Origin of the sequence: Cellulomonas citrea, assembly GCF_009829685.1 — a bacterium.
In the GTDB taxonomy this organism is placed as follows: domain Bacteria; phylum Actinomycetota; class Actinomycetes; order Actinomycetales; family Cellulomonadaceae; genus Cellulomonas; species Cellulomonas citrea.
The window spans coordinates 31,978-55,038 of sequence record NZ_VWSD01000001.1 but is presented as its reverse complement, the minus strand read 5'-3'; the positions used below and the strand labels follow the sequence as shown (position 1 = coordinate 55,038).

At 67.5% G+C, this 23,061-nt stretch carries 18 protein-coding genes, 2 tRNA genes and 2 pseudogenes; 14 read left to right on the top strand and 8 right to left on the bottom strand.

Annotated elements, in window-relative coordinates:
- Positions 1-136 precede the first annotated feature (136 nt).
- Positions 137-209: transfer RNA gene (locus F2B26_RS00270), tRNA-Arg, on the top strand.
- A gap of 575 nt (positions 210-784) precedes the next feature.
- Here F2B26_RS00270 and F2B26_RS00265 read toward each other — a convergent pair.
- The 3 genes and pseudogenes from F2B26_RS00265 to mobF form a co-directional block, all read right to left on the bottom strand.
- A complete protein-coding gene (locus F2B26_RS00265) occupies positions 785-1,156 on the bottom strand; it encodes a DUF4357 domain-containing protein (RefSeq protein WP_159805201.1) in 372 nt (123 codons plus the stop codon).
- Between the two features lie 210 nt (positions 1,157-1,366).
- Entirely contained in the window at positions 1,367-2,281 is a 915-nt protein-coding gene (locus F2B26_RS00260; protein ID WP_235929402.1) for a tyrosine-type recombinase/integrase, read from the bottom strand.
- A 217-nt stretch (positions 2,282-2,498) separates the two neighbouring features.
- Positions 2,499-3,074 (bottom strand): annotated as a pseudogene (gene mobF, locus F2B26_RS00255) (MobF family relaxase); the annotation flags it as partial.
- Positions 3,075-3,651: 577 nt separating this feature from the next.
- On the opposite strand from mobF, the gene F2B26_RS00250 reads away from it, so the two are divergent.
- The 6 genes from F2B26_RS00250 to F2B26_RS00225 all read left to right on the top strand — a co-directional run bounded on the left by F2B26_RS00250 (position 3,652) and on the right by F2B26_RS00225 (position 11,002).
- Positions 3,652-3,846, top strand: coding sequence for a hypothetical protein (locus tag F2B26_RS00250; protein WP_152187124.1), 195 nt, complete (start codon positions 3,652-3,654; stop codon positions 3,844-3,846).
- A 429-nt stretch (positions 3,847-4,275) separates the two neighbouring features.
- Complete coding sequence (locus tag F2B26_RS00245; RefSeq protein ID WP_159805199.1) at positions 4,276-6,933, top strand: hypothetical protein; 2,658 nt, start codon at positions 4,276-4,278, stop codon at positions 6,931-6,933.
- Entirely contained in the window at positions 6,908-7,939 is a 1,032-nt protein-coding gene (locus F2B26_RS00240) for a hypothetical protein (protein ID WP_159805197.1), read from the top strand. The genes F2B26_RS00245 and F2B26_RS00240 overlap by 26 nt, the downstream gene beginning before the upstream one ends.
- A gap of 139 nt (positions 7,940-8,078) precedes the next feature.
- Positions 8,079-8,214 (top strand) — tRNA-OTHER (locus F2B26_RS00235).
- A 626-nt stretch (positions 8,215-8,840) separates the two neighbouring features.
- A complete protein-coding gene (locus tag F2B26_RS00230; protein WP_159805195.1) occupies positions 8,841-10,280 on the top strand; it encodes a deoxyguanosinetriphosphate triphosphohydrolase family protein in 1,440 nt (479 codons plus the stop codon).
- A 17-nt stretch (positions 10,281-10,297) separates the two neighbouring features.
- On the top strand, positions 10,298-11,002 hold the full coding sequence (locus F2B26_RS00225; protein WP_159805193.1) for a hypothetical protein: 705 nt from the start codon (positions 10,298-10,300) through the stop codon (positions 11,000-11,002).
- A 129-nt stretch (positions 11,003-11,131) separates the two neighbouring features.
- Here F2B26_RS00225 and F2B26_RS00220 read toward each other — a convergent pair.
- A protein-coding gene (locus F2B26_RS00220; protein ID WP_235929401.1) for an IS3 family transposase occupies positions 11,132-12,297 on the bottom strand; the annotation gives its coding sequence in 2 pieces (ribosomal slippage) (positions 11,132-12,010 and positions 12,013-12,297; 1,164 coding nt in all).
- Between the two features lie 320 nt (positions 12,298-12,617).
- Between F2B26_RS00220 and F2B26_RS00215 the strand changes: the two genes are divergently transcribed.
- Entirely contained in the window at positions 12,618-13,142 is a 525-nt protein-coding gene (locus F2B26_RS00215) for a GNAT family N-acetyltransferase (protein ID WP_159805191.1), read from the top strand.
- A gap of 619 nt (positions 13,143-13,761) precedes the next feature.
- On the opposite strand, the gene F2B26_RS00210 is transcribed toward F2B26_RS00215, so the two are convergent.
- Positions 13,762-14,328 carry a YbhB/YbcL family Raf kinase inhibitor-like protein gene (locus tag F2B26_RS00210; protein WP_159805189.1) on the bottom strand — a complete coding sequence of 189 codons (567 nt, stop codon included), beginning with the start codon at positions 14,326-14,328 and terminating at the stop codon, positions 13,762-13,764.
- Between the two features lie 11 nt (positions 14,329-14,339).
- Positions 14,340-15,758, bottom strand: a complete 1,419-nt coding sequence (locus F2B26_RS00205) for an MFS transporter (RefSeq protein ID WP_159805187.1) — start codon at positions 15,756-15,758, stop codon at positions 14,340-14,342.
- Between the two features lie 85 nt (positions 15,759-15,843).
- Between F2B26_RS00205 and F2B26_RS00200 the strand changes: the two genes are divergently transcribed.
- Positions 15,844-16,299, top strand: coding sequence for a MarR family winged helix-turn-helix transcriptional regulator (locus F2B26_RS00200; protein ID WP_159805185.1), 456 nt, complete (start codon positions 15,844-15,846; stop codon positions 16,297-16,299).
- A gap of 46 nt (positions 16,300-16,345) precedes the next feature.
- Here the strand turns inward: F2B26_RS00200 and F2B26_RS00195 are convergent, their stop codons facing one another.
- A complete protein-coding gene (locus F2B26_RS00195) occupies positions 16,346-16,675 on the bottom strand; it encodes a hypothetical protein (RefSeq protein WP_201292529.1) in 330 nt (109 codons plus the stop codon).
- 161 nt (positions 16,676-16,836) lie between these two features.
- Entirely contained in the window at positions 16,837-17,316 is a 480-nt protein-coding gene (locus F2B26_RS00190; RefSeq protein WP_159805183.1) for a hypothetical protein, read from the bottom strand.
- Between the two features lie 122 nt (positions 17,317-17,438).
- On the opposite strand from F2B26_RS00190, the gene F2B26_RS00185 reads away from it, so the two are divergent.
- The 5 genes and pseudogenes from F2B26_RS00185 to F2B26_RS17130 form a co-directional block, all read left to right on the top strand.
- The gene (locus F2B26_RS00185) at positions 17,439-18,005 is read left to right on the top strand and encodes a dihydrofolate reductase family protein (protein WP_159805181.1); all 567 of its coding nucleotides are present in this window, start codon (positions 17,439-17,441) and stop codon (positions 18,003-18,005) included.
- Positions 18,006-18,359: 354 nt separating this feature from the next.
- Positions 18,360-21,158, top strand: a complete 2,799-nt coding sequence (locus F2B26_RS00180) for a LamG-like jellyroll fold domain-containing protein (RefSeq protein WP_159805179.1) — start codon at positions 18,360-18,362, stop codon at positions 21,156-21,158.
- A 142-nt stretch (positions 21,159-21,300) separates the two neighbouring features.
- Positions 21,301-22,101, top strand: a complete 801-nt coding sequence (locus tag F2B26_RS00175; protein ID WP_210766837.1) for a hypothetical protein — start codon at positions 21,301-21,303, stop codon at positions 22,099-22,101.
- 111 nt (positions 22,102-22,212) lie between these two features.
- On the top strand, positions 22,213-22,485 hold the full coding sequence (locus F2B26_RS00170) for a hypothetical protein (RefSeq protein WP_159805175.1): 273 nt from the start codon (positions 22,213-22,215) through the stop codon (positions 22,483-22,485).
- A pseudogene (locus F2B26_RS17130) lies at positions 22,421-22,918 on the top strand (fumarylacetoacetate hydrolase family protein); the annotation flags it as partial. The gene F2B26_RS00170 and the pseudogene F2B26_RS17130, both read left to right, overlap by 65 nt.
- Positions 22,919-23,061: the final 143 nt, after the last annotated feature.

The following is a 23,061-nucleotide window of genomic DNA, read 5'->3' as shown; positions in this document are numbered from 1 at the left end:
GTCCACGGTAGGCTCACGGCGTCCGGCGGGCCCTCCCAGACGGGTCCGACGGCCGCAACGGCACTGACAAGGACCACCGCACCACCGGCGCCGCACCCCCGGCTTCGAATCTGCCCACGTACTTGCCCAGTGCCATGCGCCTGTAGCTCAGGGGATAGAGCACCGCTCTCCTAAAGCGGGTGTCGGCAGTTCGAATCTGCCCAGGCGCACAGAGGGTTCGTGCTGGTCAGGGATGGTTTCAGTGACTGGGGCGCGAGGGGCGCGAGGGCCGGTTTGGGGCTCGTGGTCAGCGGATGGTCAGCGGGGTGTCTCAGGACGTGGATGGTCTGTCTAGGACGTGGACGGATGTCGGCGGACGCGCCTGACGAGCCGCGGCAACGCATCGCGGCGACCTGAAGCGGCAACCTGCTCGCGCCGGGGGGAGCACGCTCAGAAGCCCCGCCGCTGGTGCGGCGGGGCTTCTGAGCGTCGGTGTTTGACTCCGGTACGGGCGCCCCCCGTCCGCGGGGGTACGGGCGCCGGCGAGGCGGTGGCGAAGTTCACCGCACCTGACGCCACTACGGCGGCGCACCCCTCAAGGATGGCCCGAGCGGCGTCGACGCTCGTTGCGGCATCCACCGCGATGATCCCCTGCGCGGCGAAGCCGGCAAGGGCGAGTGCCCAGAGAAGGGCGCGACGGACCAGCGCTCGGCGGGAGTTGAACCCGCGCACGCACCCAGACCGCAACCAAACACCATGAGTCGATCAACAACGGCCCAGGCTGTGGTGTTCCCAGAGCTGCGCTTCACCGGAGTTGGTCGAGCGTCTTGCCGTCCTCCCGGCGCCATGCCGTCCACCCATTCGCGCTGGAGCTCGCGACGGCTGATGCGGCGTCCGACGGGGACCCGTACCGAGCTCCGGCGACCTCAAGTTCACCGTTGGCGAGCACTGTCGCGAAGTGCGTGACCTTGAGGCGAGGTCGGTGCCAGCGCAACTTGTCTCCCGCCTTGAGGTCGCCACGCTCGAGGAGGATGGCTAGCGGACCCCTGGGCGGCCCGACCGGCTCCGGGTCCGGATCAGGCGTCTGCGAGTCGACGACGACGCGCAGAGTGAGGTCGCCGCCGGGCCGGATGACTCGTCGAACGATCTCCTCGTCGATGTGGATGGTCAGCGTCATGATGCTCTCCTACGTATCTTGATCTCTGGTGCTCACTGAGCTCTGGTGAGCACTGAGATTAACGGAGTCTTCGGAGTCGTCAAGCCCACTGCCACGGATCGAATCCTGGGTTGGCGACGATCTGCTCGCGATGCGGTGCTCGGCCACGGCTTCGCATCGAAGGCCCACGGGCAAGCGAGGACCTGTAGCTCCGACGCGCCGGTGCCTCGGTCACTGGAGAGGGTCGGGCGCCTCCACGGCTGGTGGGTCGATCGCCAGCGTCGCCACCATCAGCGGTATCACCGGCAGCCGCTCCATCGCCTGCCACATGGCCTCGCTGAACAGGTGCCCGTACAGGTCCATCGTCATGGTCGCGGTGGAGTGCCCGAGGATCACCTGCACCGCCTTCACGTCCGCCCCAGCAGCGATGAGCAGCGACGCGGCCGTGTGCCGCAGATCGTGGATCGTCGTCTCCTCGACGCCCGCTCGCCGCGTCGCCTCCATCCACCCCGACCGTGCGCGGAAGTTGGTGTTCGTCCAGACCGCGCCGGTCGGGCTCGGGAACAGGTACCCGCCCGCCGCGGTCGCAGCGACCCGCTCCCGCACGTACTCATCCAGCGCCGCCGGCACGGGCACGGTCCGGGTCTGGTGGGTCTTCGTCGGCCCGAACACCGCACCGCTGGTCCGCTTGGACTGTGTCGCCGCCCGGTGCACCCGGACCCCGAGCCCGTGCGGGGTCTGCACGACGTCGTCGACCCGCAGCGCGGCCATCTCCGAGAACCGGCACCCCGTCGTCCCAAGGAACAGCACCACCGGCTGGCACAGCGGAGGCACCGCCATCACGAGCCGGCCGAGCTGCTCGGGCCGCAGCCAGTGCGGCTCGCGCTTGGTCCCTCCGCGCGGCAGCGACACCATCCGCGCGACGTTCACGCTCAGCCGCCGGTCGCGGATCGCGTAGTCGAACACGAGCCGGATCATCGACAGCGCCCGGCGCCGTGTCGCCGTCGCCAGCCCGCGGGCCGTCATCGCTGACATCGCCCGCTCGACGTCGGCCGCCGAGATCGCCGCGATCGGGAACGCGCCGAGCTCCGGGATCACGTACTTGTCGAGCAGGAACCGTGTGGTCTCCTGGCTGCGTACCGCCAAGTGACCGCGCGAGGCCTGCCACTCCTCGGCCAGCGCCCCGAACGTGATGCGCCCGCGCGTCGGGTCGATCCACGAGCCGGCGTCCAGCTTCGCGAGCTGGTCGGCTTTCCAGCGCCTGGCGTCGATGCACCGGGTCAGGGCGGTGCCCGAGGTCTATGGAGGCGGCGAGGTCTGGCCGATTGCCGATGCTGCGCCATACGCAGTCGGGGCCCTGGACCTTGTTGGCGACCACGACGTGGGTGTGCAGGTTCGGGTCACCAGCCCGGGTGTCCCAGTGATCGAAGGCGGCCGCGACCATCCCGAGGGTGCGGACCTGATGACGGCCGGCGTCGCCGACGCGCGTGCGGATGACTCGCTGCTCGGCGAACTCCAGCGATGACGCCAACGCCGCCCGGTGCGCGTCATAGACGATGACGCGCGTCGCGTCATCGGCCAACGCCCACAGGACCGAGACGGACTTCGGAGCGGTGAACGTCAGGTCGTAGCCGACGACGGCGTGCCGCTTCCCGTCATCGAAGTCTCGGTAGGGACGGCCGAGTGCGTCATCGGTCAGCGGGTCGACGCCGTCACGGAAGACTGCCGTCATCGCCGCCTCGGTGACGACGTCGCCGAGGTGGAGGCGCCACAGCCCGTGGCCGAGCCCAGCGAGACCCTCGCCGTGCCACCGGCCAGCCGGGTTGCAGGTCTGCTCGTAGTACGCGGTCAGCGACGCCCCAGCGTCGAGGCCGAGGTCGCCCGCGGCGACGTGCCGGGTGAGGTAGGCGTACCCGTCCCTGGATGTGAGCTTGTGCATCGACATCACCGGCAGTCACTCCCCTCATGGCGTCGACTCCGCTACCTGCAGGTGTGCGGTGGCTGACGAGAAGATCCGTCGCTGCCCGCCGTCCTGGCCCCTCTCGCGCCGCAGAGGAGCGGAGTCGGGTCCTGCACACGACGCCAGGCTCCTCATGCCCGATAGACAGAGCGATGACGAACTGGCCTCGTCGGCAATCACGCGAACAAGTGCGATGACGGCGCTCCGCGCCGCCGGTCCGTCATCGCGTCATTCGTGGCGCGTCAGTGCTCGTTGGGTCGGACGGCGGTGCGTCGCGTTGACGCTCCGTCGTCAGGTGGCGACTGGTGCTTCCGGCTGTTCCTGGCCGGTTCTGGCGGCTCACGTCAGCGCGAATGTCGCGGGACGGAGCCCAACCGCTGGCGAACGCGGCACCATGTGGGTTGTGGAGCACCTCGTTGATCTGGATGTCCTTGCAGCGCGACTGCGGTCCGTCCTCGAGGAGTGGCGGCGTTGGGCGGCGGTGGGGCCGCTGACCTGGCGTGATGAAGCAGCGACGTGGCCTCAGCCGATCACCTCAGATCGCTCCGATGTCCGGGTGCCGGAGTCACTGGGGTTCACGTTGCGCAAGCACGCCACGGACGACGAGTTCGAGGCGGTGGTCTGGACGGGTGGCTGGGCGGACGTCGACTATCTGCTCGGCGGCGAGGTGTACAGCTTCTGCCCCGAGTTCCGAGACATCGACGGTGCATACGCCGCCGTGGTCAAAGACGTCGAGGACTTCCTGTCCTAGAAGACCGGGCTTCACCGCCGGTCGACAGTCGCTCGGCGACCGCGATGCCTTGCCTCGTTCGCCACCGCAACCCGATGACGACCGCGACTCTTCTTGCACGAAGTGTGCGCGGATACCCGGCCGTCGCCGATCGGGGCTGTGGGTAGCCCTCGTGCTTCAGTCAGCTGACGTCGGGTGGACTCCCGGACGACGCCGCGCGGCCCGAACGAGTTCGGGCGGTTTGCTTGATCTGCGCGCCAAACCGGCGAGGCGTGCGACGTCCGGCCCTATCGTTCTGCGCAACCCGTACGCCAAGGAACCATCTGGAGAAGCGCCGGTGATGCAGCCTCGTGGGGACGGCCAGCTCTCCCGTTCTGCGAGCCGCGCCGCCGAGGCCGTGTCTGAATGGCCATTGCCCCGTCCCTGTCGACATCGAGCGGAGGCGCTGGCGTGAGCTTCCTACTTGCAGCCCTGAGACTCCGGGCGATGGAGTCACAGCACTACTGGCGCCTTCGCGCCTACGGGCAGGCGGTCGGCGCCAGCGCGACATCGGTCCAGGTGAGCGCTCGGAGACGGGCGAGGGGACTCGCGGGGCTCTTGTCGATCGGATCCCGAGCGCTTGGCGGATCGCTGCTGCTGCTTTGTGTGCCGATCGTTGGGCTGTGGGTGACTCAGCGGGCGCCGCAGGTGCACCGTTGGACGGAGAGTCTTGAGGAGCAAGTTCCGAAGTGGGCACAGGACTTCGGCGGCTGGATCACCTCCTCTGTAGATCCAGAGTTCGACTCGACGGCTCTGCTCACCGCGGCTATTGGTGTGGCGGGGGTTTTCGTAGCGGTCTACTTCGCGAGCGTTACATTTGTCGTATCCACGACCTACGAAGATGCCACTAGACGACTGAGGGACCACATCGTCCGCCAGCCAGAGTCCGGGTGGTACGCAACCTTCTTCACGCAAGCTGTCGTTTACACGGCTGGCGCGTTGGCGCTCCCCTTGCTAGACCAAGCACCCACGAACCTGACCCTTGCGTTGGCTGGAGTCGCCGCAGCGCTGGTCGTAGTCTCGTTCGGTCGTATCTGGGCCACCTTGTTTCTCCTCCTCGAACCAACCTCATTGTTCCCGCAAATCCAGAGGACACTTAATCGGTGGATTCGCCGCGCACATGTGCTTGGTAGGCGCAAGATGCACTCTCTCGTCAGTGTCCGCCGGTCAAACGTCGGGATTCGAGAGGGCCTAGAGACTCTCAACGATCTCGTCACCTTGATCCTGGACCGCGAGCATGAGCGTGCCGGCGGACGTGGGAAGAATGCTACTGACGACCCGCGGATAGGAACCGCACTCCGCTATCTGCAGGTCGCGTGGCTAGACTACGCACAGGTGAAGCACACGATCAGAACGCTGCCCGGGTGGAGCCCGAGGCGCACTCAAGCCAAGGACTGGTTTCTTTCGTCGCATTCCGAAGTCAGCGTGGCACTTGCCACAGGTACGACACTTCCAGCAAGCGAGGTGGTTGACGAGCTATGGTTTGAGCGTTGGCTTGCTGACTTCTTTGAGCGTGTACTCGCCGGACGCGATCTGAGCTCCGTTGAGCGCGCGGTGCGCGGGCTTCCCCCACTCTCCCGCACCCTCGGCGCGTACGGCCAGTTCGCGGAGATGAGGCTTTGGTTGGCCGCTGCGACCTTCGCGCCAATGAACGCCGTCAGCGATTTTGCCGGGAGCAGGGAGGCTCTCGCGTTCTCTGTTGACTCTAGGCCGGTATCCGGCAGGGGCCTCTCGCGGGAGGAGCACCTCGCACTTCCCGATGAGGCGGGCGCTCACAATCTTGTCGACTGTGTCATGCTCGAGGCGCTCAGTGCATGCCTGGGCTATGCGGACTACTGCGAGCGCATGCGGCGGAGTCTTCCTGATCTTCCGAGTTACGTACTCAACCGCAGCGAGCACCTGCCAGCGGGCGGTCTGGTCACGCAGGGTATTGAGAACCTACGTGAGGCAATATCGTTTGAGTACCGCATCGAAGGACAACGGATCACTCCAGACAACGCCATCGTTCAATTGATCGCCAGGGCACTCGCCACAGAAGCGGTAGACGAACTATCTCTATTGGTCGCGTACGTCGAAGCCGAGCTCTGGCCATGGGTGCTGAAGGTCGGCCAAGTGAGGGCGTGGGCCGCTGGGGCCGCGCTGAGCCGCGCGTACGAACTGACTGAGAAGCTTGGGACGGCAACACGGGCCGCCCGTGCCTTGCTGGACGCGTGCGAAGCGGTCCATCTCGAGCACGACGACCGTTGGCCTGACACTCGCACGGCTGTCCTGGATCAGCGCACTCGAGCCCTGGCAGACCTCCTTGAGATGCCGATCGCTCGACTAGCGGCCATGGTCGACCCAGCGCCCGACTCCGATAGGCCCGATCACTTCGGTTGGGCGTACTACCGCGCACACGAGAACCTCCTGCGGCGAGTGCTCGAGTGTGACCCAGGCGACGCCGAGGAACTGCGGCAGAAGGCGACACTCCTCTACTGGGCTGGCGACGTCGCCACGAAGCGGCTGCTTGCAACGGTGCGGCAGAATGACCCCTCGGTCATCAGCTCTTATGTCGCCGAACCTCACTTGCGTCTACTTCAGTTGAGCGGCATTGCGCTGGTGGTTTCCGAGGTGCGGGGCGATCGGCGCCTGTTTGCCCCGTTTGACGCGGTGTGGAAGTACGCCCTTGCCGACAGGGAGAAGGCGACTGAGGTGCTGGCACGCGCCGCGGCGACCTTGGCCTCTGAGACCTTGCTGTTTGGCCTCACGGCCGGAGGGATCGACCGATCGAACATCGAAATGCGCGCCAATAGGGCGATCGAGGAGTTTGGCGTGCCGGCCGGACTGTTCGAGATGGGCGCTTTTGGCGGGCGTTACGCAAGGACATCACAGAAAAACTTGAAACTCGGTGAGTCAACGATGCGTCTCCTGCGGGACGTTCGCGCGGGCCATTTCGAAGGCGCATTTTATGTGCGGTGGCTGAGACCCCAGGCCATTGGCACCGGCGCGACTCCACCCACCGAGACGGAGAGGTACCTTCGTCTCCTCGACTTTGGCGACGTGGATGGTGATGATGATGACAATGATTGAGCTCCATGACTTAGGTCCCAGGATCGGGATTCCCGCCTGGAGGTTCTTCCAGGCAGACGAGTTGGCTGCACGTCGCAGGGGGCGCGATCGAAGCGGATTCTACTCGGCAATGCTGAAAGACGACCTGAGGAATCGGCGGTACGCCTACGAGGTGGGCTTGGAGGCGAGCGGGACAACCATGGCGCACGCGCGCGACGTTCTCCTTCGCCTCCTAGATGACTTTGACCGAGTCGGATACGGCGATGACCCGGCGTCACTTGTCTGCGACCTCGCGGCTTACCTGCTTGAGGAGTCGCTGAGCTCTGACTACATGCTGATGGAACTTCATCTGCTAGACCAAGAAGCGTTGGCGGGGCGGGGCGGCCGGCGTAGGCGCGGAGGCGAGGGGCGTCCTTCCGGGCTTCCTTCCCTGGGATTCTTGCCTGCATGGTCGGTTGCAGAGTCGGCTCTCGGGGTTAGGCAAGTCCCGGCCGAGGACGGCCAGCCCGAAGTCTTTGTCCCTGCGCGACGAGTCCTTCGACTGCAGCTAGGCAAGCACAATCGGAGAGCGTGGCGACAGGCTGCGCGTCGGCTCCGAGAGGTGGACGACGTGAAGAGCGTCGGTGCCGACATGTCGAGACTCGCGTGGCGTGGATACGACTTCTCTGAGCAGGTGAAGGCGCAGGAGCTCGCGGTTGCGTCCGCCACGGCGGTCATCGGGTGGGACGGCCGCGGGACCTTCAGCAAGTGGACGACGTCGCCATACATCACCCACCGGGAACTTCGATTCGTGCGGTTCTGGGTGGAGGCGGTTGATGACGTCGTGCGGTTCCTCAACGGAGTGACTGGAAGCCCGTCCCTGTACGGAGACGGCCACTTTGGCTTCGCTGTCACAGGGCTGCCCTCGGTCGAGGAACTGGAACGAGCGATGGACGACGTGCGCGCCGGGCAGCTCACGGTTGGAGACGCTCGTACTAGGTTCCTGTCTCCGAGGTACTCGCGGCGTCGTTCGGCGGAGGAGGGGTAGGTGCCGACGGCAGAGGGCGACCGCTCTCGCGTCGTGGCACTCGACCGTTGGGAGCGTCGGCGCCGTTTCGGCGGCGCGCGGACTCCGAGCCCGCCCCTTGAGGTCGACTAGCGGGTGCGCAGGCGGGCTCGTGGTCAGCGCGTGGTCAGCGCACACCCCGGAACGGGGTCACCACGCGAACTACCTGCCTGCAGTTCCGCAGGTCAGCGCGTTATCCACAGACCAAGATCGGACTCCTGAAGCGGGTGTCGGCAGTTCGAATCTGCCCAGGCGCACAGCTATTCGTGATGGCCAGGCTGATCTCGGTGCGTGGGCGCAAGGGCCGCGAAGGCTGTGTTGGGGCTCAGGGTCAGCGTGCGGTCGGCGGCTCTCTCAGGAAGTGGATGGTCTGTCTAGGACAGGGACGGACGTGGCGGACCTCCATGGCAACCTGAGGGGGGCGCGCCAGTGAGAAGGGAGCATGCAACCATCGAACGCGCGCTAACCCTCGTTCCTTGCACGCGAGGCCCCGAAGCCCGCGGCGCTCCCATGGCGGAAGCCTCAGCGGGTCGTTGACACGAGATCATCGATTGAGGCAGGCGGGTTCGCACCTCGCGGCCAGGAATGCTCGCGTAGGCTCGCATGCTGGGTAGCTCGCGATTGCACATGGTCCGAGCCGGGAGGACGAGGCCACACGGGGTTGACGGCGACCTCACGCCTGCCAGTTGGATGGTGCCGTCAATGGCGTCGGTGACAACCGCGGACATGGAGCCCCTCTCACGACGTGGGCCTCACCGGATTGAGCCCGACGCTCCGGCAGGTAGCAGCGAGATGCGGCCCCGATCCGCCCCTCGACCCCATAGCATGAAGGTGTCTGCGCCTCGGCCATCCCGCCGCGGCGCGCCGACCTTGGGGGGTTCCGATGCCTGCAGGCTACGAGGATCACGTCGCGGAGCTGGAAGCCGGGATTGGGGAGTTTGGTTTCCGATCGATGTCGGCCTCGCTCGTCAAGGGTGGGCGCGACAGCTTCGAGTACTACTCAGAGGTCTGGCGAACCTCCGAGGGGGAGGCGAAATTGCGGGGCCGTACCCCCGTATCGCTCGACCGGGACCGCATCCTCTACTCAGATGAGTTTCGCAGGCAAGACGAGAAGTATCATGTGCTCTTCATCGGCGGAAGCCGGCTAGCGCGCAACTACACCACGCACGCGCTGAGGGCAGCCCACGTTGCCCGGTCTGTGGCGAATCGTCTCAAACTCAATTCTGAACTAGTTGAGGCAATCGTCCTCGGCTCGAAGGTTGGCGGTGTCCCGTTTGTGCACCGCGGGAAGCGGATCGTTGCAGATTGGGTGAAGGCCCAGATCAAGGCCCAGGACTCGCACGATACCGATAAGGCAAAGCGCCCACGGCAGGGCGAACTGCTGAAGGCTGTCCCTAGCGGCAGCGGGCTCCCCCTGGTTCCTCCGGACTGGGTCGACCAGATCGAGTCGGACGATCTGCGACGAAAGGTTGATGCCTACTTGCCGTGGGCCCGCGGCTGGAGCAACGCTCCTGCCTATTCCACGGGTCAGGAGAGTTATTGGGCGCTGACGACGAACCCCTTTCTCCATCGGAGCAAAGAGTCGGCTTATCTCGCTCAAACGATGTACGGCGTGTGGCGGCATTCTCTGGGGGATCCGGAGGTGGTCCCGAGCGCATTTGAGCACTCGATTTCGCTTAGCGATGAGCCGCAGACGATTAGGCAAGAACACGGCACTCATGAAGCGATGCTCGCCCGGTACTGCGACGACATCACATGGGTGCTAGAGAATCTGAGTGAAGCGTCGCGCGTGGCTGCCCTGGAGGGGGAGCAGACTGCTCATCAGAGACTTGGTCGAAATTACGGACACGAGTTCGAAGAGTCTGTCAAGGCTGCACTTGTGGACGACAACACCGGGAAACTCTACACGTACTTTATCGACGACCTTGTCCGCACGAGCCAGCGCAACATGACTGAAGCGACTCCTGGAACGGTCAGTGAAGTTGAACCGGTGGTCACCCTTTCCAAGCGCGGCGCTCTGACGTTGACGTTGATGAAGCAGTTCCTGGAGTCCGACATCTTTAGCCGTGAGCGGATACTATCGCGTAACTTGACGCTGGACGGCATCATTGTCAATGCGCTTGAAGTTCTCTACAAGCCGTATAAGGAGGTTGGTTACCGACTGATAGAGCGGCACTCGAGGTTGGAAGGATGGAATGCCCCGGATCTGGTAGCGACAGCCAAGAGTGGGCTTGACGACCCTGTGCGCAGAGTGCAAACAACGGTCGACCTCCTGATGGGGATGTCGGACCGTGATGTCTTCGAGTTGGTTGGGCTTGAGTAGAGATGACAAGCAGCCCAATGCGTTCGATAAGCGCGCGTCTGTTGGCACGGGCCAAAGACATCGAAGACTCTGTGTACAAGGCATACGAGGGGGCGCCAACGGTCGGCGGGTACTGGGGGATGTTGGATCTTCGCGGGAGTGCGGCGTATCGTGTCGCCGCGGGAGACCGCAGGTCCTTCGCGCGAGCCCGGGTCTTCTCGCAGTTGCTCGGCGAAATTATTGATGCTTACCCTGGCGCGGAGGTCTTTAAGGAGCTTGGCGACGGAGTTCTGCTGCATGCCACTGACTGGCGAACTGTCATCGAGTTGCCAGCAGTGTTCGATGCGATAAACAGATACTGGCACGTCGAGGTCGACGCCGACCCCAGCTACCCTTCCTTGGAGGCGCGGGCGTCGTTCACCGGTGGCGAATGTGTCCGTGTCGACACTGACTATCTAGGGGCGCCGATCGATCTGGTGGCGCGAATCAATGGGTTTGATCCGGATGTGCGCGATTGTATCGCAGTAGTCGAGGCGGGGGTGCGCAGTTCGCTGGTGGAGCGAGCTTCGCTCGAGTACCCGTACATCCAGTTCCTGGATTCAATGGCGCTGCCGAGCCGCTATCTGAAACAAGGGGAACCACCTCGTAGGGTAAGCGCACTTGTGATCGACCGAGCGAAGTTCGGAGACGCAACGAATTACTTCGTGCCGATACGCTCGCTTCTTGACGGCGTTCACGAGTAGTCGGGGGTTCCGCCTTGGCAGTTGGGGGCACGCTCCGCCCCGGGTGTACCTTTCAGCGGTGTCGCCAGCAGCCGTTCCGCCGCCTCCAGGTCGCTTGGGTCTGCTGCACGGTTAGGTGACAGCGGGTAGTCACGCGGCCTTGGTGGCCGGTGCGGTCATGGTGGTCTCGTACTCGATGGGGGTCAATCGGCCCAGGGCTTCTTGTCTGCGCCGGCGGTGGTAGGTGCGTTCGATCCAGGTCACGATCGCGATCCGGAGGTCGTCGCGGGTGGCCCAGGTGCGCCGGTCCAGGACGTTCTTCTGCAGCAGGGAGAAGAAGCTCTCCATGGCGGCGTTGTCGCCGGCGGCGCCGACCCGGCCCATCGATCCGACCATGTCGTGACCGTTCAGCGCCCGGACGAACTTCCTTGATCGAAGTTGCGAGCCCCGGTCAGAATGAACCACGCACCCGGCCACCACGCCGCGGCGGGCGACGGCGTTGTGAAGGGCAGCCACGGCCAGGGTGGACTTCATCCGCGAGTCGATGGAGTAGCCCACGATCCGGTTGGAGAACACGTCCTTGATCGCGCAGCAGTAGACCTTGCCCTCGCCCGTGCGGTGCTCGGTGATGTCGGTCAGCCACAGCTGGTTGGGTGCGGTGGCGGTGAAGTCGCGCCCGACCAGGTCGTCGTGGACCGGTGGGCCGACCTTGCCGGCCTTGCCGCGGGTCTTCTTGCCGAACGCGCTCCACCAGCCGTTGTCGGCGCAGATCCGCCACGCGGTCCGCCGGCACATCGCCTGACCGGCGTCGGCGGCCTCGTCGACCAGGAACCGGTAGCCGAACTCCGGGTCGTCACGGTGGGCGTCGAACAGCGCGTTGGCGCGATACGCCCGCGCCAGTTCGGCGGGAGTGATCGGGTTGGCCAGCCACCGGTAGTAGGGCTGCCTTGCGAGCTTGAGGACCCGGCACGTCACCGCGACGGGGATCTGGTCGCCGGCGAGCTCACTCACGAGCCGGTTGTGCCTTTTCCCGGCAGGTTCGCCTGGGACAGGTAGGACGCCGCGCGGCGCAGGACCTCGTTCTCCTGCTCCAGCAGCCGGATCCGCCGGCGGGCCTCGCCCAGCTCCGCCGACTCCGTGCGGCCGACCCCGGGCCGGGCGCCGTCATCGACGTCGACCTGACGCAACCACGTGAACAACGTCATCGGGTGGACCCCGAAGTCCTTGGCGATCTGCTCGACCGTCACACCGGGCTCGCGGCTTCGGGCCACCCGCACGACGTCGTCACGGAACTCACGAGGGTAGGGCTTCGGCACAGCGACATCCTCCCCGGCCCGCCCACCGGCAAGCCAGATCAGGTGTCACCTAACCGTGCAGCAGACCCCAGGGGTCAGGTTCTTTGCGACGGTTCCGTGGACCGAGAGTGGTTCTCGGGTCGAGTATCGCCTCGGAGCATCGCTGCAGGTCAGAGCCTCGGCGCCGATGGCCAAGGTTCGCGATGGCGCCCTCCGGGGACATCCGCGGCCGGCGGATGGCTAACGGGTGTCCGACATGCGCGAGAGCGGGGGCATCGCCTCGAAGTGCCTGTGCGGTCTTGTCCCGTCGCATGTCGGCGCCTGGGACGTAGGGTCGCTGCATGGTTGAGCTCTACGTTCCCTCTCGCGCGGAGTTCGGCGTGCGCCAGGCGTGGCTGGCCGACCCCGGGTTCATGTCCTACAACGCGGGCTGGAACCTGGACCACCCGGGCTATGACCGGGTGACCGGATGCATCGACTGGCCGCCTGACCAGTGGGCCGCGTTTGAGGACCGGCTCCTGCAGCCTGCCGACCGGCACGGCTACTTCTACGTCCGAGACACCATCACCTCCGACTACATCGGCCATGCGCACTACGAGGTCGACGCCGGGGTCGCGAACATCGGCATCAACCTCGTCCCTGAGGTGCGCGGCAGAGGCCTGGGCGTAGCCGTCCTCACGCTCCTGATGACCCGGGTCTGGGCCGACACCGATGCTGCGCATGCAGTCAACGAGTTCGAGGACGACCGCACGCCCGCGGTCCGCACCCATCGCCGGTGCGGCTTCGTCCCCGACGCCGACACTCGCTCTGACTGGGGCCGGCCCACCCGGACCTGGCGGCTCGCCCGGCCCGAAGCCTCGTCCTAGCTGTTCTGGCTCAGGACGTCGCTGACGCCTGCGTGGAGGAGTGGGATCGAAGGCCGGTTCCCGATGGCGGTGTGATCGCGATGGAGTCGTTCTTCGCCCAACTGCAGAACAACGTCCTGGACCGCAAGCGCCGGGACACCCGCAACGAGCTGCGCCAGGCGATCGTGGCCTGGCTCGAGCAGACCTACCGCCTCCCACACCGCGAGTCCCGCCTGGGTCGTTCCACCCCGGTGGAGCCGGAGAACATCTGCGCAGCCGCCGCAGAACCGCTCACCCGAGTGTCAACTGAACTTGCAGCAGCCCCAAGTCCTAAGGCCGGTCTCGGTCGTTCCAGTCGGTAACGGCGCGCAAGGCGCCGTGAGTAGGTCATGCGGCGCCCCGGCGGTGGCCGAACCCGTGCAGACGGCGGAGCCCTTGCAGCCAGCTGCCTCTGCGAGTGCTCGACTCGATTGCCGCATGGTCCGCCTCGACGGGAGTCAAGTAGCCAGGCGTTCGTGCAGCGGGCCTCGAAGGTCTCCATCTTCAGGCCAAGCCAGCGAGATTAACGTCGTGGTCCGTGCGCAGGACCCTTCGGACACGGCGAGATCGGCGTCGGCAGGCCGCCCGCCCTGGTCACGCTCTACCGGTTCTCATACGTCCCGTCGAGCCGCGCCCGCGCGACCACGTGCCCCGTCATCGCCTCCAGCACCTCGCCGAGCCCGAAGCCCTCGCCCAGCCCCGTCCGGCGGTCCAGCGCGAACAGCTGGAACACGTAGGAGTGCGGTCCGTGCGAGCGCGGGGGCATGGGGCCGGACCAGCCGCGTCGGCCGAGGCCGCCCTTGCCGTGGGTGAGGCCGTCGAGCGGGCTGGGGTGGGCGAGGGCGCCTTCGGGGATGCCGGTGAGTGCCGGGTCGATGCCGAGCGTGAGCGCGTGGGTGGCCGGGGTGCGCAGCGGCGCGTCGGGGTCTTGCACGATGAGGACGAGCTCGGCGGTGCCGGCCGGCGGCGGGGTCCAGGCGAGGGCGGGGGAGAGGTTGGTGCCGAAGATCCGGCCGCGGTGGCGTGCGGGGATCGGGGTGCCGTGGTCGAACGCGGGGCTCGTGAGGGTGAACGTCTCGGGGGCCTGCAGGTCGGGGCGGGCCCAGACGAGCGTGTGGTGGCCGGCGTGCCGGTGGCGCAGCGCGTGGCCGAGGGGGTTGACGGGCATGGTGGTGGGTCCTAGCTCGTGGGTGGGGTGGTGCGGCCGGGGTCGCGGAGGGTGCGGTCGAGGACCGTGAGGGCCACGGCGGCGATGCTCACGCCGATCATGATGAGCGCGACCAGGTGCAGGCCGCCGTCGCTGACGCTGGTGCGGAACACGATGCCGGTGATGGCTGAGGATGCGATGGACCCGACGTAGCCGAACGTCCGGAACAGACCGGAGGCGACGCCGAGCTGCTCGGGCGGGGCCTGGACGTAGAGGGCGATCTGGTTGCCGCTGGCGGCGGTGCCGAGCGCGACGCCGAACACCAGGGTGATCGCCAGGATCCACCCGATGCTCGTGCCCGCGCTCAGCAGCAGCACGCCGACGGACCCCACGAGGCTGGCGACGGCGGCGGCGATGACGGGCCCGCGGACCAGGTTGCGCCGCGAGAGCGGGGCGACGACGAGGCCGGAGACCAGGCTCATCGGCAGCAGGAGCAGCCCGGCGCCGAGCGCGGACATCCCGCGGCTCGCCTCGAGCCACTGGGTGAGGCCGTAGAGCACGACGTAGACGCACAGCCCGACGAGCGCGAAGCGCAGGTACGTCCTGGTGAGCGCGGCGTTGCGCACCATGAGTCGCACGTCGAGGAACGGGTGCGCGGCCCGCAGCTCCCAGGCCGTCAGGGCGATGAACAGCACGACGGCGCCGGCCAGCAGCGCCCAGCTCGGGCGGGACAGCGAGAACAGGAACGCGAGCAGCGCCGTCATCGCCAGGGCGAACCCGACGATGCCGGTCAGGTCGATGCGGGAGGCGACCTCGCGCGCACTCCGCGGCGCCTGCTGCGGCGGGTCGCGCGGGATCCAGCGGAGCGCCGCAGCCAGGGCGAGGAGCGCCACGGGCACGTTGACGAGGAACACCCAGTGCCACCCGGCGGCGTCGACGAGCACCCCGCCGATCGGCAGGCCGAGGGCCGCGGTGGCGATGCCGGCGATCTGCAGACCGCCGAGCACCCCGCCGGGCGGCTTCTCCATCCCGGCCGCGGTGGCCCTGCGCGCGATGAGCATCATCGCCGTCGGGTACGCGCATGACGTGCCCAGCCCGATGAGCACGCGGGCGACGAGCAGCGTCGGGAGGCTGTGCGCCACCCCGCCGACCACCCCGCCGAGCAGCACGAGCACGATCCCGACGACGAACACCCGGCGGGCGCCGAACACCTCCGCGACCTTGCCGGCGGTGGGCTGGGCGATCGCGCTGGCCAGGTAGAGGGCGGTGACCAGGGAGGCGGTCTGCCCGACCGAGACGTGCAGCCCGGCCGCGATCGGCACGAGCGCGGTGGCGATCATCGAGCTGTTGATGGGGTTGAGCGCGGACCCGATGAACAGCGGGGTGGTGAACCGCCAGGAGAACGGTCTGCCCCTCACGGTCGGGTGGGCAGCGGTCTGCGGGGACGTCATGGGGGCTCCGATGCGGACGGGGGACCGACCCGGACCAGGGTGCTTAGGTATACTAAGGATCGGTGTTTAGGTACACTAACGACCCATGGGGACCGAGGCAAACCGCGAGCACCTCGGCACGTCGGACGAGGCCGGTCTCGGCGGCCAGGTGCGCTCGGCGGTCGGGCTGCTGTACCGGCGTTTCCGCAGCGAGCGGCCCGAGGGCACGCTCGGCGACACGGCGCTCGACGTCCTCACCTGGCTGCACAAGCACGGCCCGCGGACCCTCACCGAGCTGAGCGAGGACGCCCACGTCGCCCCCGCCTCGATGAGCCAGAGCGTCAACCGGCTCACCTCGGCCGGCTACGCGGTGCGCACCCCCGACCCGAAGGACCGCCGGAAGGTGCTCATCGGCACCACCCCCGAAGGCGCCGAGCTCGCCCTCGCCACCCGCGCCCGCCGCAACACCTGGCTCGACGAGCAGCTGCACGCCCTGAGCCCCGACGACCAGCGCGCGATCGCCCGCGCCTGCGAGCTGCTCCGCGACATCGCCGGCGCATGAGGGGGCCGCGGGCCGGATCTCGAGGCGCGCACCGCGCCGTGTCCGACTAGACGGGTTCGAGGATGAGGAGTGCCGGGTCGGGGAGCTCGCTGGGGTCTGCGGTGTCGGAGACGCCCACGTACTCGATGCCGCCGAGTCGCCCGTCAACGGTGTAGAGGAACAGCTCGTCGTCGGTTCCCCGGATCGCCGCGTTCACGCGGACGTGCAGTCCGGCGCCCGGCTCGGTGACGAAGTCGATCGACGGGCAACCGCACGAGCACCCGCCGACCACGGTCGCCGCCCGCGCTTGCCTTCGGAGCTCTGTGACACCGTCGAACTCCACGGCGAGCAGGGCATCGAGCACGTCGCGCTCTCGCGGCGTGAGCGGCCGTTCCATGATCCGGAGTCTTCCACTCGACGAGGCGAGGCGGTCGCCACCAGGGCGCTGCGTCCGTGACATGGCCGGGCGGACCGCCATCCGAACGAACGAGGCCGCGAGCTCGTCCCCGGCATGCTCTCTGTGACCGGATCGCTGGAGTGCGTCGGCGCGGACTGGGGCTAGCTGGGAAACACGAGGTGGAACAGCTCGTCGGGGATGCTGACCGGCGACTCGCTGCCGGCCAACGCGTCGACCCACGCGCGGGGCACCTCGGGAAACGGCACCTGAGGCCCGTCGGCGAGGTATCCCTCGATCGCGAACGCGATCGGCTTGGTCACGAGGGGACGAACGTCGGAGCCGGCACCGTCGAGCAGGCCGACGAGGGCCGTCCACGACTCCGCGTCGACCTCGCCCCCGACCGGCTCGCACCACAGCCGGGTCTCGCCATCGGGCTTGACCCCCACCACGATGAGGATCCCGATCGAGCCGAAGTCCCGACCGAGCCTTCCGAAGTACTCGGTGCACACCCACGTCAACGTCTTGATGTACGCGGCGAGCCGCTCCGTGCCGCCGACGAGCCGTGCGCCCAGCTCCTCGTCAGGCACGTAGAGCCGGACACCACTCAGCTGGAACTGCGTCGTCCGGGGACTGTCAACCACCGGCGCATCGTCTCAGCGACCGCTTCCGCGCGCACGACCCGACCGTCCGCGGCCCCTTCCGCCGTGTTGCCGCCGCCGCCCGGCCGCCGCACGCTGGAGCCTTCGTCGGGACGGAGGCCGCCGTGGGTGCACTGATCTACGCAGCGAACATGTCGCTGGACGGGTTCCTGGAGGACGAGTCCGGGGCGTTCGACTGGTCGGTGCCCGACGAGGCGGTGCACGCGTTCTGGAACGGGCACGAGCGGCGCATCGGGACCTCGCTGTACGGGCGGCGCATGTACGAGACGATGCGCGTCTGGGAGCACGACGACTGGCTGGTCGACGAGCCCGCGGTGGTCCGCGAGTACGCGGGGATCTGGCGGGACACCGACAAGGTCGTCTACTCCACGTCCCTGGCCGACGTGTCGACCGCGCGCACGAGGATCGAGCGGACGTTCGACCCCGCGGCGGTGCGTCGGCTGAAGGAGACGTCAGCCGCGGACCTGAGCATCGGCGGCCCGGGGATCGCGGCCGAGGCGTTCCGGGCCGGGCTGGTCGACGAGTGCGTGCTGCTGGTCTGCCCCGTCCTGGTGGGTGGCGGCAAACCGGCGTTGCCCCGCGGTGTGCGGCTCGACCTGGAGCTGGCCGAGCACGGCCGCTTCGCCAACGGCGTGGTGCACCTGCGCTACGCGGTGCGCCACCCGGGCTGACGGTCGCGGGGGACCGCCCTCGACGGTGGCGCATGCCGCCGCCCGTCGGTTTCGACGGCGTGGCCGCGCCGCGCATGTCCCTCCCGTCCCGAGAACGACCCGTGACGGCGCCCGGCCGCAGCACCCCTCGGCGGCGTCCCGCAGCAGCGCCCTTCGGCGGCGTCCCGCGGCAGCACCCTTCGGTGCCGTCCCGGCCTCGCCCTCCGGCCGCCCGCCGCTTGACACGCCGCCCGTAAATCTCAATGATGTTTAACGCTACAGCCTCGTAAACCTGGCTCGCGCCCCCTGGCCCCCGTGCGGGCTCCTCGGGCGGCGGTGCCCGCTCCCACGTCAGCGCAGACGAAAGGAAGTCCCATGCGAGCGTCCCTACGACGACTGGTCGCGGTGTCAGCCGCCACCGTGGTCGGGCTCGGTGCGGCCGTCATCGCCGCCCCGGCCGCCTCCGCCACCGGATGTGCCACCTACTACGTCTCGTCGGCGGCGGGGAACGACGCCAACGACGGCTGCAGCCCGTCCACCCCCTGGCAGACCCTGACGAACGTCAACGCGACGACCTTCGCCCCCGGGAACCAGATCCTCCTGGCGGCCGGCGGCTCGTGGACCGGCACCCTCGCACCGCAGGGGTCCGGGGCGAGCGGCAACCCTGTCGTCGTGTCGAGCTACGGCTCGGGTGCGGCGCCGATCGTGGCCGGGGGAGGCGCCGCCGCGGCGGTGAGCCTGCTCGACCAGCACGACTGGACGATCCAGAACCTGGAGATCACCAACACCGCCACCACCCTGGGGTACCGGGCCGGCATCCACGTCGGGAACGACACGACGGGGAGCCTGCACGGCATCCACATCGTCAACAACACGATCCACGACATCGCGGGGAACTGGAACACCAACGACCCGCAGCCGGTCAACACCTCGGCCATCGCCTTCGAGCTCAGCGACGCGAACACCACGAGCGGCTGGGACGACATCCTCATCGACGGCAACACCCTGACGAAGACCGATGCGGGTGCCATCTACATCGGGTCGCTCAAGGGCCTCAACCACGACAAGGTGACGACGGGTGTGGTGATCCAGAACAACACGATCACCAACGCCGGCGGCAACTCGATCGTGTGCGTGTTCTGCTCCGCCCCGCTCATCCAGTACAACGTCTCCACCGACAGCGGCTACCGCTTCTCCGGGGCTGCGCTCTGGTCGGGGTGGACCACCAACGGAATCTGGCAGTACAACGAGGTGGCGCGCAACTGGAAGTCGTTCGTCGACGGTCAGGCCTTCGACATCGACAACAACGACAGCGGGACCGTCCTCCAGTACAACTACACGCACGACAACCCGTGGGGCTTCATGGAGTTCTGCTGCAGCGCGACATTCGGTGTCAGCGGAACGAGCACCATCCGTTACAACATCAGCCAGAACGACGGGGCGTCGAACGCCAACATCGGGCTGCTGGGCGGGCTGACCCCCGGTGCGGTCGCCCAGGTCTACAACAACACCTTCTACATGCCCGCGGGCAACAACGGTGACCTCACCGCCGGCACACCGTCGTCGGGCGCCAGCGCCGTCTTCACCAACAACGTGATCTACAAGCTCGGGACCGGCGGCTACGCCACCACGAGGACCACCTGGAACCACAACCTCATGTACGGCAACCACCCGAGCAGCGAACCGGCCGACGCCGCCAAGGTGACCGCCGACCCGCTGCTCGTCGCACCGGGCGGCGCCGGTTCTGGGCGGGCCTCTGCGGCGGCGTACAAGCTGCGCACCGGGTCGCCGGCCCTGGGGGCGGGCGCGCTGGTCGCCGGGAACGGCGGGCTGGACTACTTCGGCAACCCGGTCTCGTCGTCGGCCGCGCCCAACATCGGGGCCTACAACGGTGCGGGCGTCGCCGCCCCGGCACCCACCCCCGGCGGGTTCTGGCGCTTCGACACCGGCAGCGGGACGGCCGCGCTGGACGCGTCCGGCAACAACAACCCGGGGGTGCTGCAGGCCGGCGCCTCATGGGCGGCCGGTCGGATGGGGCCGTTCGCCGTGGCGCTCAACGGCAGCTCGACCGGGTTCGTCGACATCCCGACGACGGCCGTCGACACGAGCGGCTCGTACACCGTCCAGGCGTGGGTCAAGCCGACCACGACCACCGGGAACCAGACCTACGCCTCGATCGACGGGTCGGTCATCAGCCCGTTCTACCTCCAGCTGTCGGGCGGCTCCTTCGCCTTCACCCAGCGGAGCGCAGATTCCACCTCGAGTTCGTACACCCAAGCGGTCGGACCCGCCGCGGTCGCCGGGACCTGGTACAACCTGATGGGCGTCTACGACAGCGTCGCCCACACCATCAAGCTCTACGTCAACGGTGTCCTTCAGTCCACCGCGAGCTACTCGTCCGCATGGAAGGCCACCGGGCACACGACCATCGGGCGAGCCAAGTGGAACCGCGCCCCGGTCGACTTCGCCAACGCCACGATCGACGACGTAAGGATGATCCCCCGGGCCCTGACCGACCGCGAGGCCTTCGCGATCGGCAGCGGCGCCTCCGCCTACTTCGCCTTCAACGAGGACGCCGGCCGCACGTTCGCGGACGTCACCGGGTACACCGTGCCGGGCTGGCTCACGGGATCGGCCGGGTGGGCAGCCGGGGAGGCGGGAGCGGGCGCCCTGGCTCTCGACGGCACCAAGGGCACCTGGGGTGCAGTCGGTGCGACGCCGATCGACACGAGCGCCAGCTTCGCGGTCGACGCCTGGGTGAAGCTCAGCTCCCTCAGCGGGAACCAGACCTTCGTGAGCAGCTACGGCGCCAACGTCAGTCCGTTCTACCTCCAGCTGGCCGGTGGCAAGTTCACGTTCACGACCCGTCCCTCCGACGCAACAGGAGCGACGGCGAGCAGCGTGGCGTCGACGCTGACACCGACGGCCGGGGTCTGGTACCACGTGCTCGGCACGTTCGACGCCAGCGCCGGATCGATCTCGCTCTACGTGAACGGTTCGCTGCAGGGGTCGGCCAGCGCGGCGAGCATCTTCCGGGTGAGGGGGGCGACCGCACTCGGGTCCGCCGTCTGGGCGCGAACGCCTGTTGACTTCGTCAACGGAGCGATCGACGAGGTGCACTTCTACAACCGGACGCTGACATCCGCTGAGATCGCGACGCTTGCCACTCCCTGAGCCGGGGGAGGCGCCCGGGCGTGTCGAGGGCCCGGGCGCCTCCCCTCGCGACAGGGACGGGTCAGCACGACGGAGACGAGAACCGATGCAGTCCACGAGGTCCACGGCACGTGACCGGATTGCCGCGAGCACGCGCCGGCCGGTGCGCCTGATCGTCGGCATCGTCCTGGCCCTGCTCGTTCTGGCAGTCGTCTGCGCCGCAGCGTGGCTCAAGCCGACGACCGTCGGCCATCCGGCAGCGTCCGGCCCCGCGACCCTGCTGGCCCAGGACACCGACGTCGCGACGGTCGACGGTATCGCCGTGCCCGCACGGGAGCTGCAGATCTACCTGGACCGGGATCGAGCCGCGACCATCGCGCACTATCAGGCCGAGAACCACGACGCAGGCTCAGCCGGCTTCTGGACGACGCGGTATGGCGACTCGACCCCGTCCGAGCACCTCATCGATGCGGCCCTGGCCGATATCGCGCGCGCCACGGTTCAGCGTCGGTGGGCCGTGACCTACGGAATCGCCGAGTCGGCGACGTACGACTCGTTTCTGACTCAGCTCCGTGACGAGAACACCCGACGCCGCGATGCGGTCGCCGAGAAGAAGCCGATCTACGGACCGGTGCAGTACACGGAAGCAAACTATTTCCAATATCTTCAGGACCAGTACAGCTTCGATCTGCGGGATGCAATGCGGACCAACGGCACCATCAACATTGATACTGGCTCGATTACGTCGTTCCTCCGTGCCCGCCCCGATATCGCCGCTTTCGTCCGGCTACATGCCGGACAAGCGGAAGCGGAGGCCAACAAAATGATCGTCATGCTCTACACCGAGGACAGATACTCGGCACTTCTTGCGCAAGCTGCCTCCGCCGCGTCAGTCGCACGCTCTGCTGCCCTAGAATTTGTTGCCCGAGGATGCCTGGAATCCGGCAGATGCATTACCCCGTGACGGCGCTGCAACCGGTTGATCCGGTGTCGAGGCTGCGAGCCTGTCCGAACAGTGTTGTAAGTGCTGTCCAGCCAGAAATGGCGAGCATGGCGTGGCGAGGGAGTGGGCAGCATGAACGGGACGATCGAGTTGGTGACGATGACGGGCATGGGGTTGGACGAGGGCGCGCAGCGTGAGGTGGCGGCGCAGTTGGTCGAGCAGGCTCGGGTGGCCGGGATCGACCTGGTTGGCACGGGTGGGTTGCTGGCAGGCCTGGCGAAACAGGTCCTGGAGGCGGCCCTCGAGAAGGAGGGCACCATGGGGGTCGTCGAGGCCGCCTATGCGCCCGACGAGCGCGGGAGGATCGCGCCCGATCATGACATCACTGACACAGAACGGACCTGACGAGATCATGACACTCGCGCGGTTGGGCGAACCCGGTGCGGAGATCCCGGTGGTGCAGATCGGCGGTGCCGCTTGCGACCTGCGGTCTGTCACCGACGACATCGATGGAGCTTTACTCGCCGGCGGTGGTATCGGACGGGCGGTTGCGCTCGCCACTGCGGGATCGCTGCCGATACTCGCCGGGGTGTCGGGTTCGAGGATCGGGGCTCCGGTCGCTGTGCCGACGAAGATCGTCTGCATCGGACTGAACTACCGGGATCACGCGGTGGAGACCGGCGCCCAGATCCCGGTGGGACCGGTCGTTTTCCTGAAGGACCCGTCGGCTCTGATCGGACCAAATGATGACGTCCTGATCCCGAGGACGTCGGCGAAGACCGACTGGGGGGTGGAGCTGGCTATGGTGATCGGCTCGACGGCCCGGTACCTCGACTCGCCCGACGACGCCCCGGTGGGGCCTTGTGGAGGCTCTGGTCCAGCGGAAGAGCCACCGGCGACGCGATCCGGTCGATGCGCAGGACCGCGAGGCGTGCATCGAACTCCGATGGGGACTCGGCGTCCACACTTTCGGGGAGGTGA

What these genes read in the sequence shown, in the direction of transcription:
- F2B26_RS00265 (WP_159805201.1), bottom strand. Translation starts at nt 1,156, where the DNA reads ATGACGCTGACCATCCACATCGACGAGGAGATCGTTCGACGAGTCATC.
- F2B26_RS00240 (WP_159805197.1), top strand. Translation starts at nt 6,908, where the DNA reads ATGGTGATGATGATGACAATGATTGAGCTCCATGACTTAGGTCCCAGG.
- F2B26_RS00230 (WP_159805195.1), top strand. Translation starts at nt 8,841, where the DNA reads ATGCCTGCAGGCTACGAGGATCACGTCGCGGAGCTGGAAGCCGGGATT.
- F2B26_RS00225 (WP_159805193.1), top strand. Translation starts at nt 10,298, where the DNA reads ATGCGTTCGATAAGCGCGCGTCTGTTGGCACGGGCCAAAGACATCGAA.
- F2B26_RS00215 (WP_159805191.1), top strand. Translation starts at nt 12,618, where the DNA reads ATGGTTGAGCTCTACGTTCCCTCTCGCGCGGAGTTCGGCGTGCGCCAG.
- F2B26_RS00210 (WP_159805189.1), bottom strand. Translation starts at nt 14,328, where the DNA reads ATGCCCGTCAACCCCCTCGGCCACGCGCTGCGCCACCGGCACGCCGGC.
- F2B26_RS00205 (WP_159805187.1), bottom strand. Translation starts at nt 15,758, where the DNA reads ATGACGTCCCCGCAGACCGCTGCCCACCCGACCGTGAGGGGCAGACCG.
- F2B26_RS00200 (WP_159805185.1), top strand. Translation starts at nt 15,844, where the DNA reads ATGGGGACCGAGGCAAACCGCGAGCACCTCGGCACGTCGGACGAGGCC.
- F2B26_RS00195 (WP_201292529.1), bottom strand. Translation starts at nt 16,675, where the DNA reads ATGGAACGGCCGCTCACGCCGCGAGAGCGCGACGTGCTCGATGCCCTG.
- F2B26_RS00180 (WP_159805179.1), top strand. Translation starts at nt 18,360, where the DNA reads ATGCGAGCGTCCCTACGACGACTGGTCGCGGTGTCAGCCGCCACCGTG.
- F2B26_RS00170 (WP_159805175.1), top strand. Translation starts at nt 22,213, where the DNA reads ATGAACGGGACGATCGAGTTGGTGACGATGACGGGCATGGGGTTGGAC.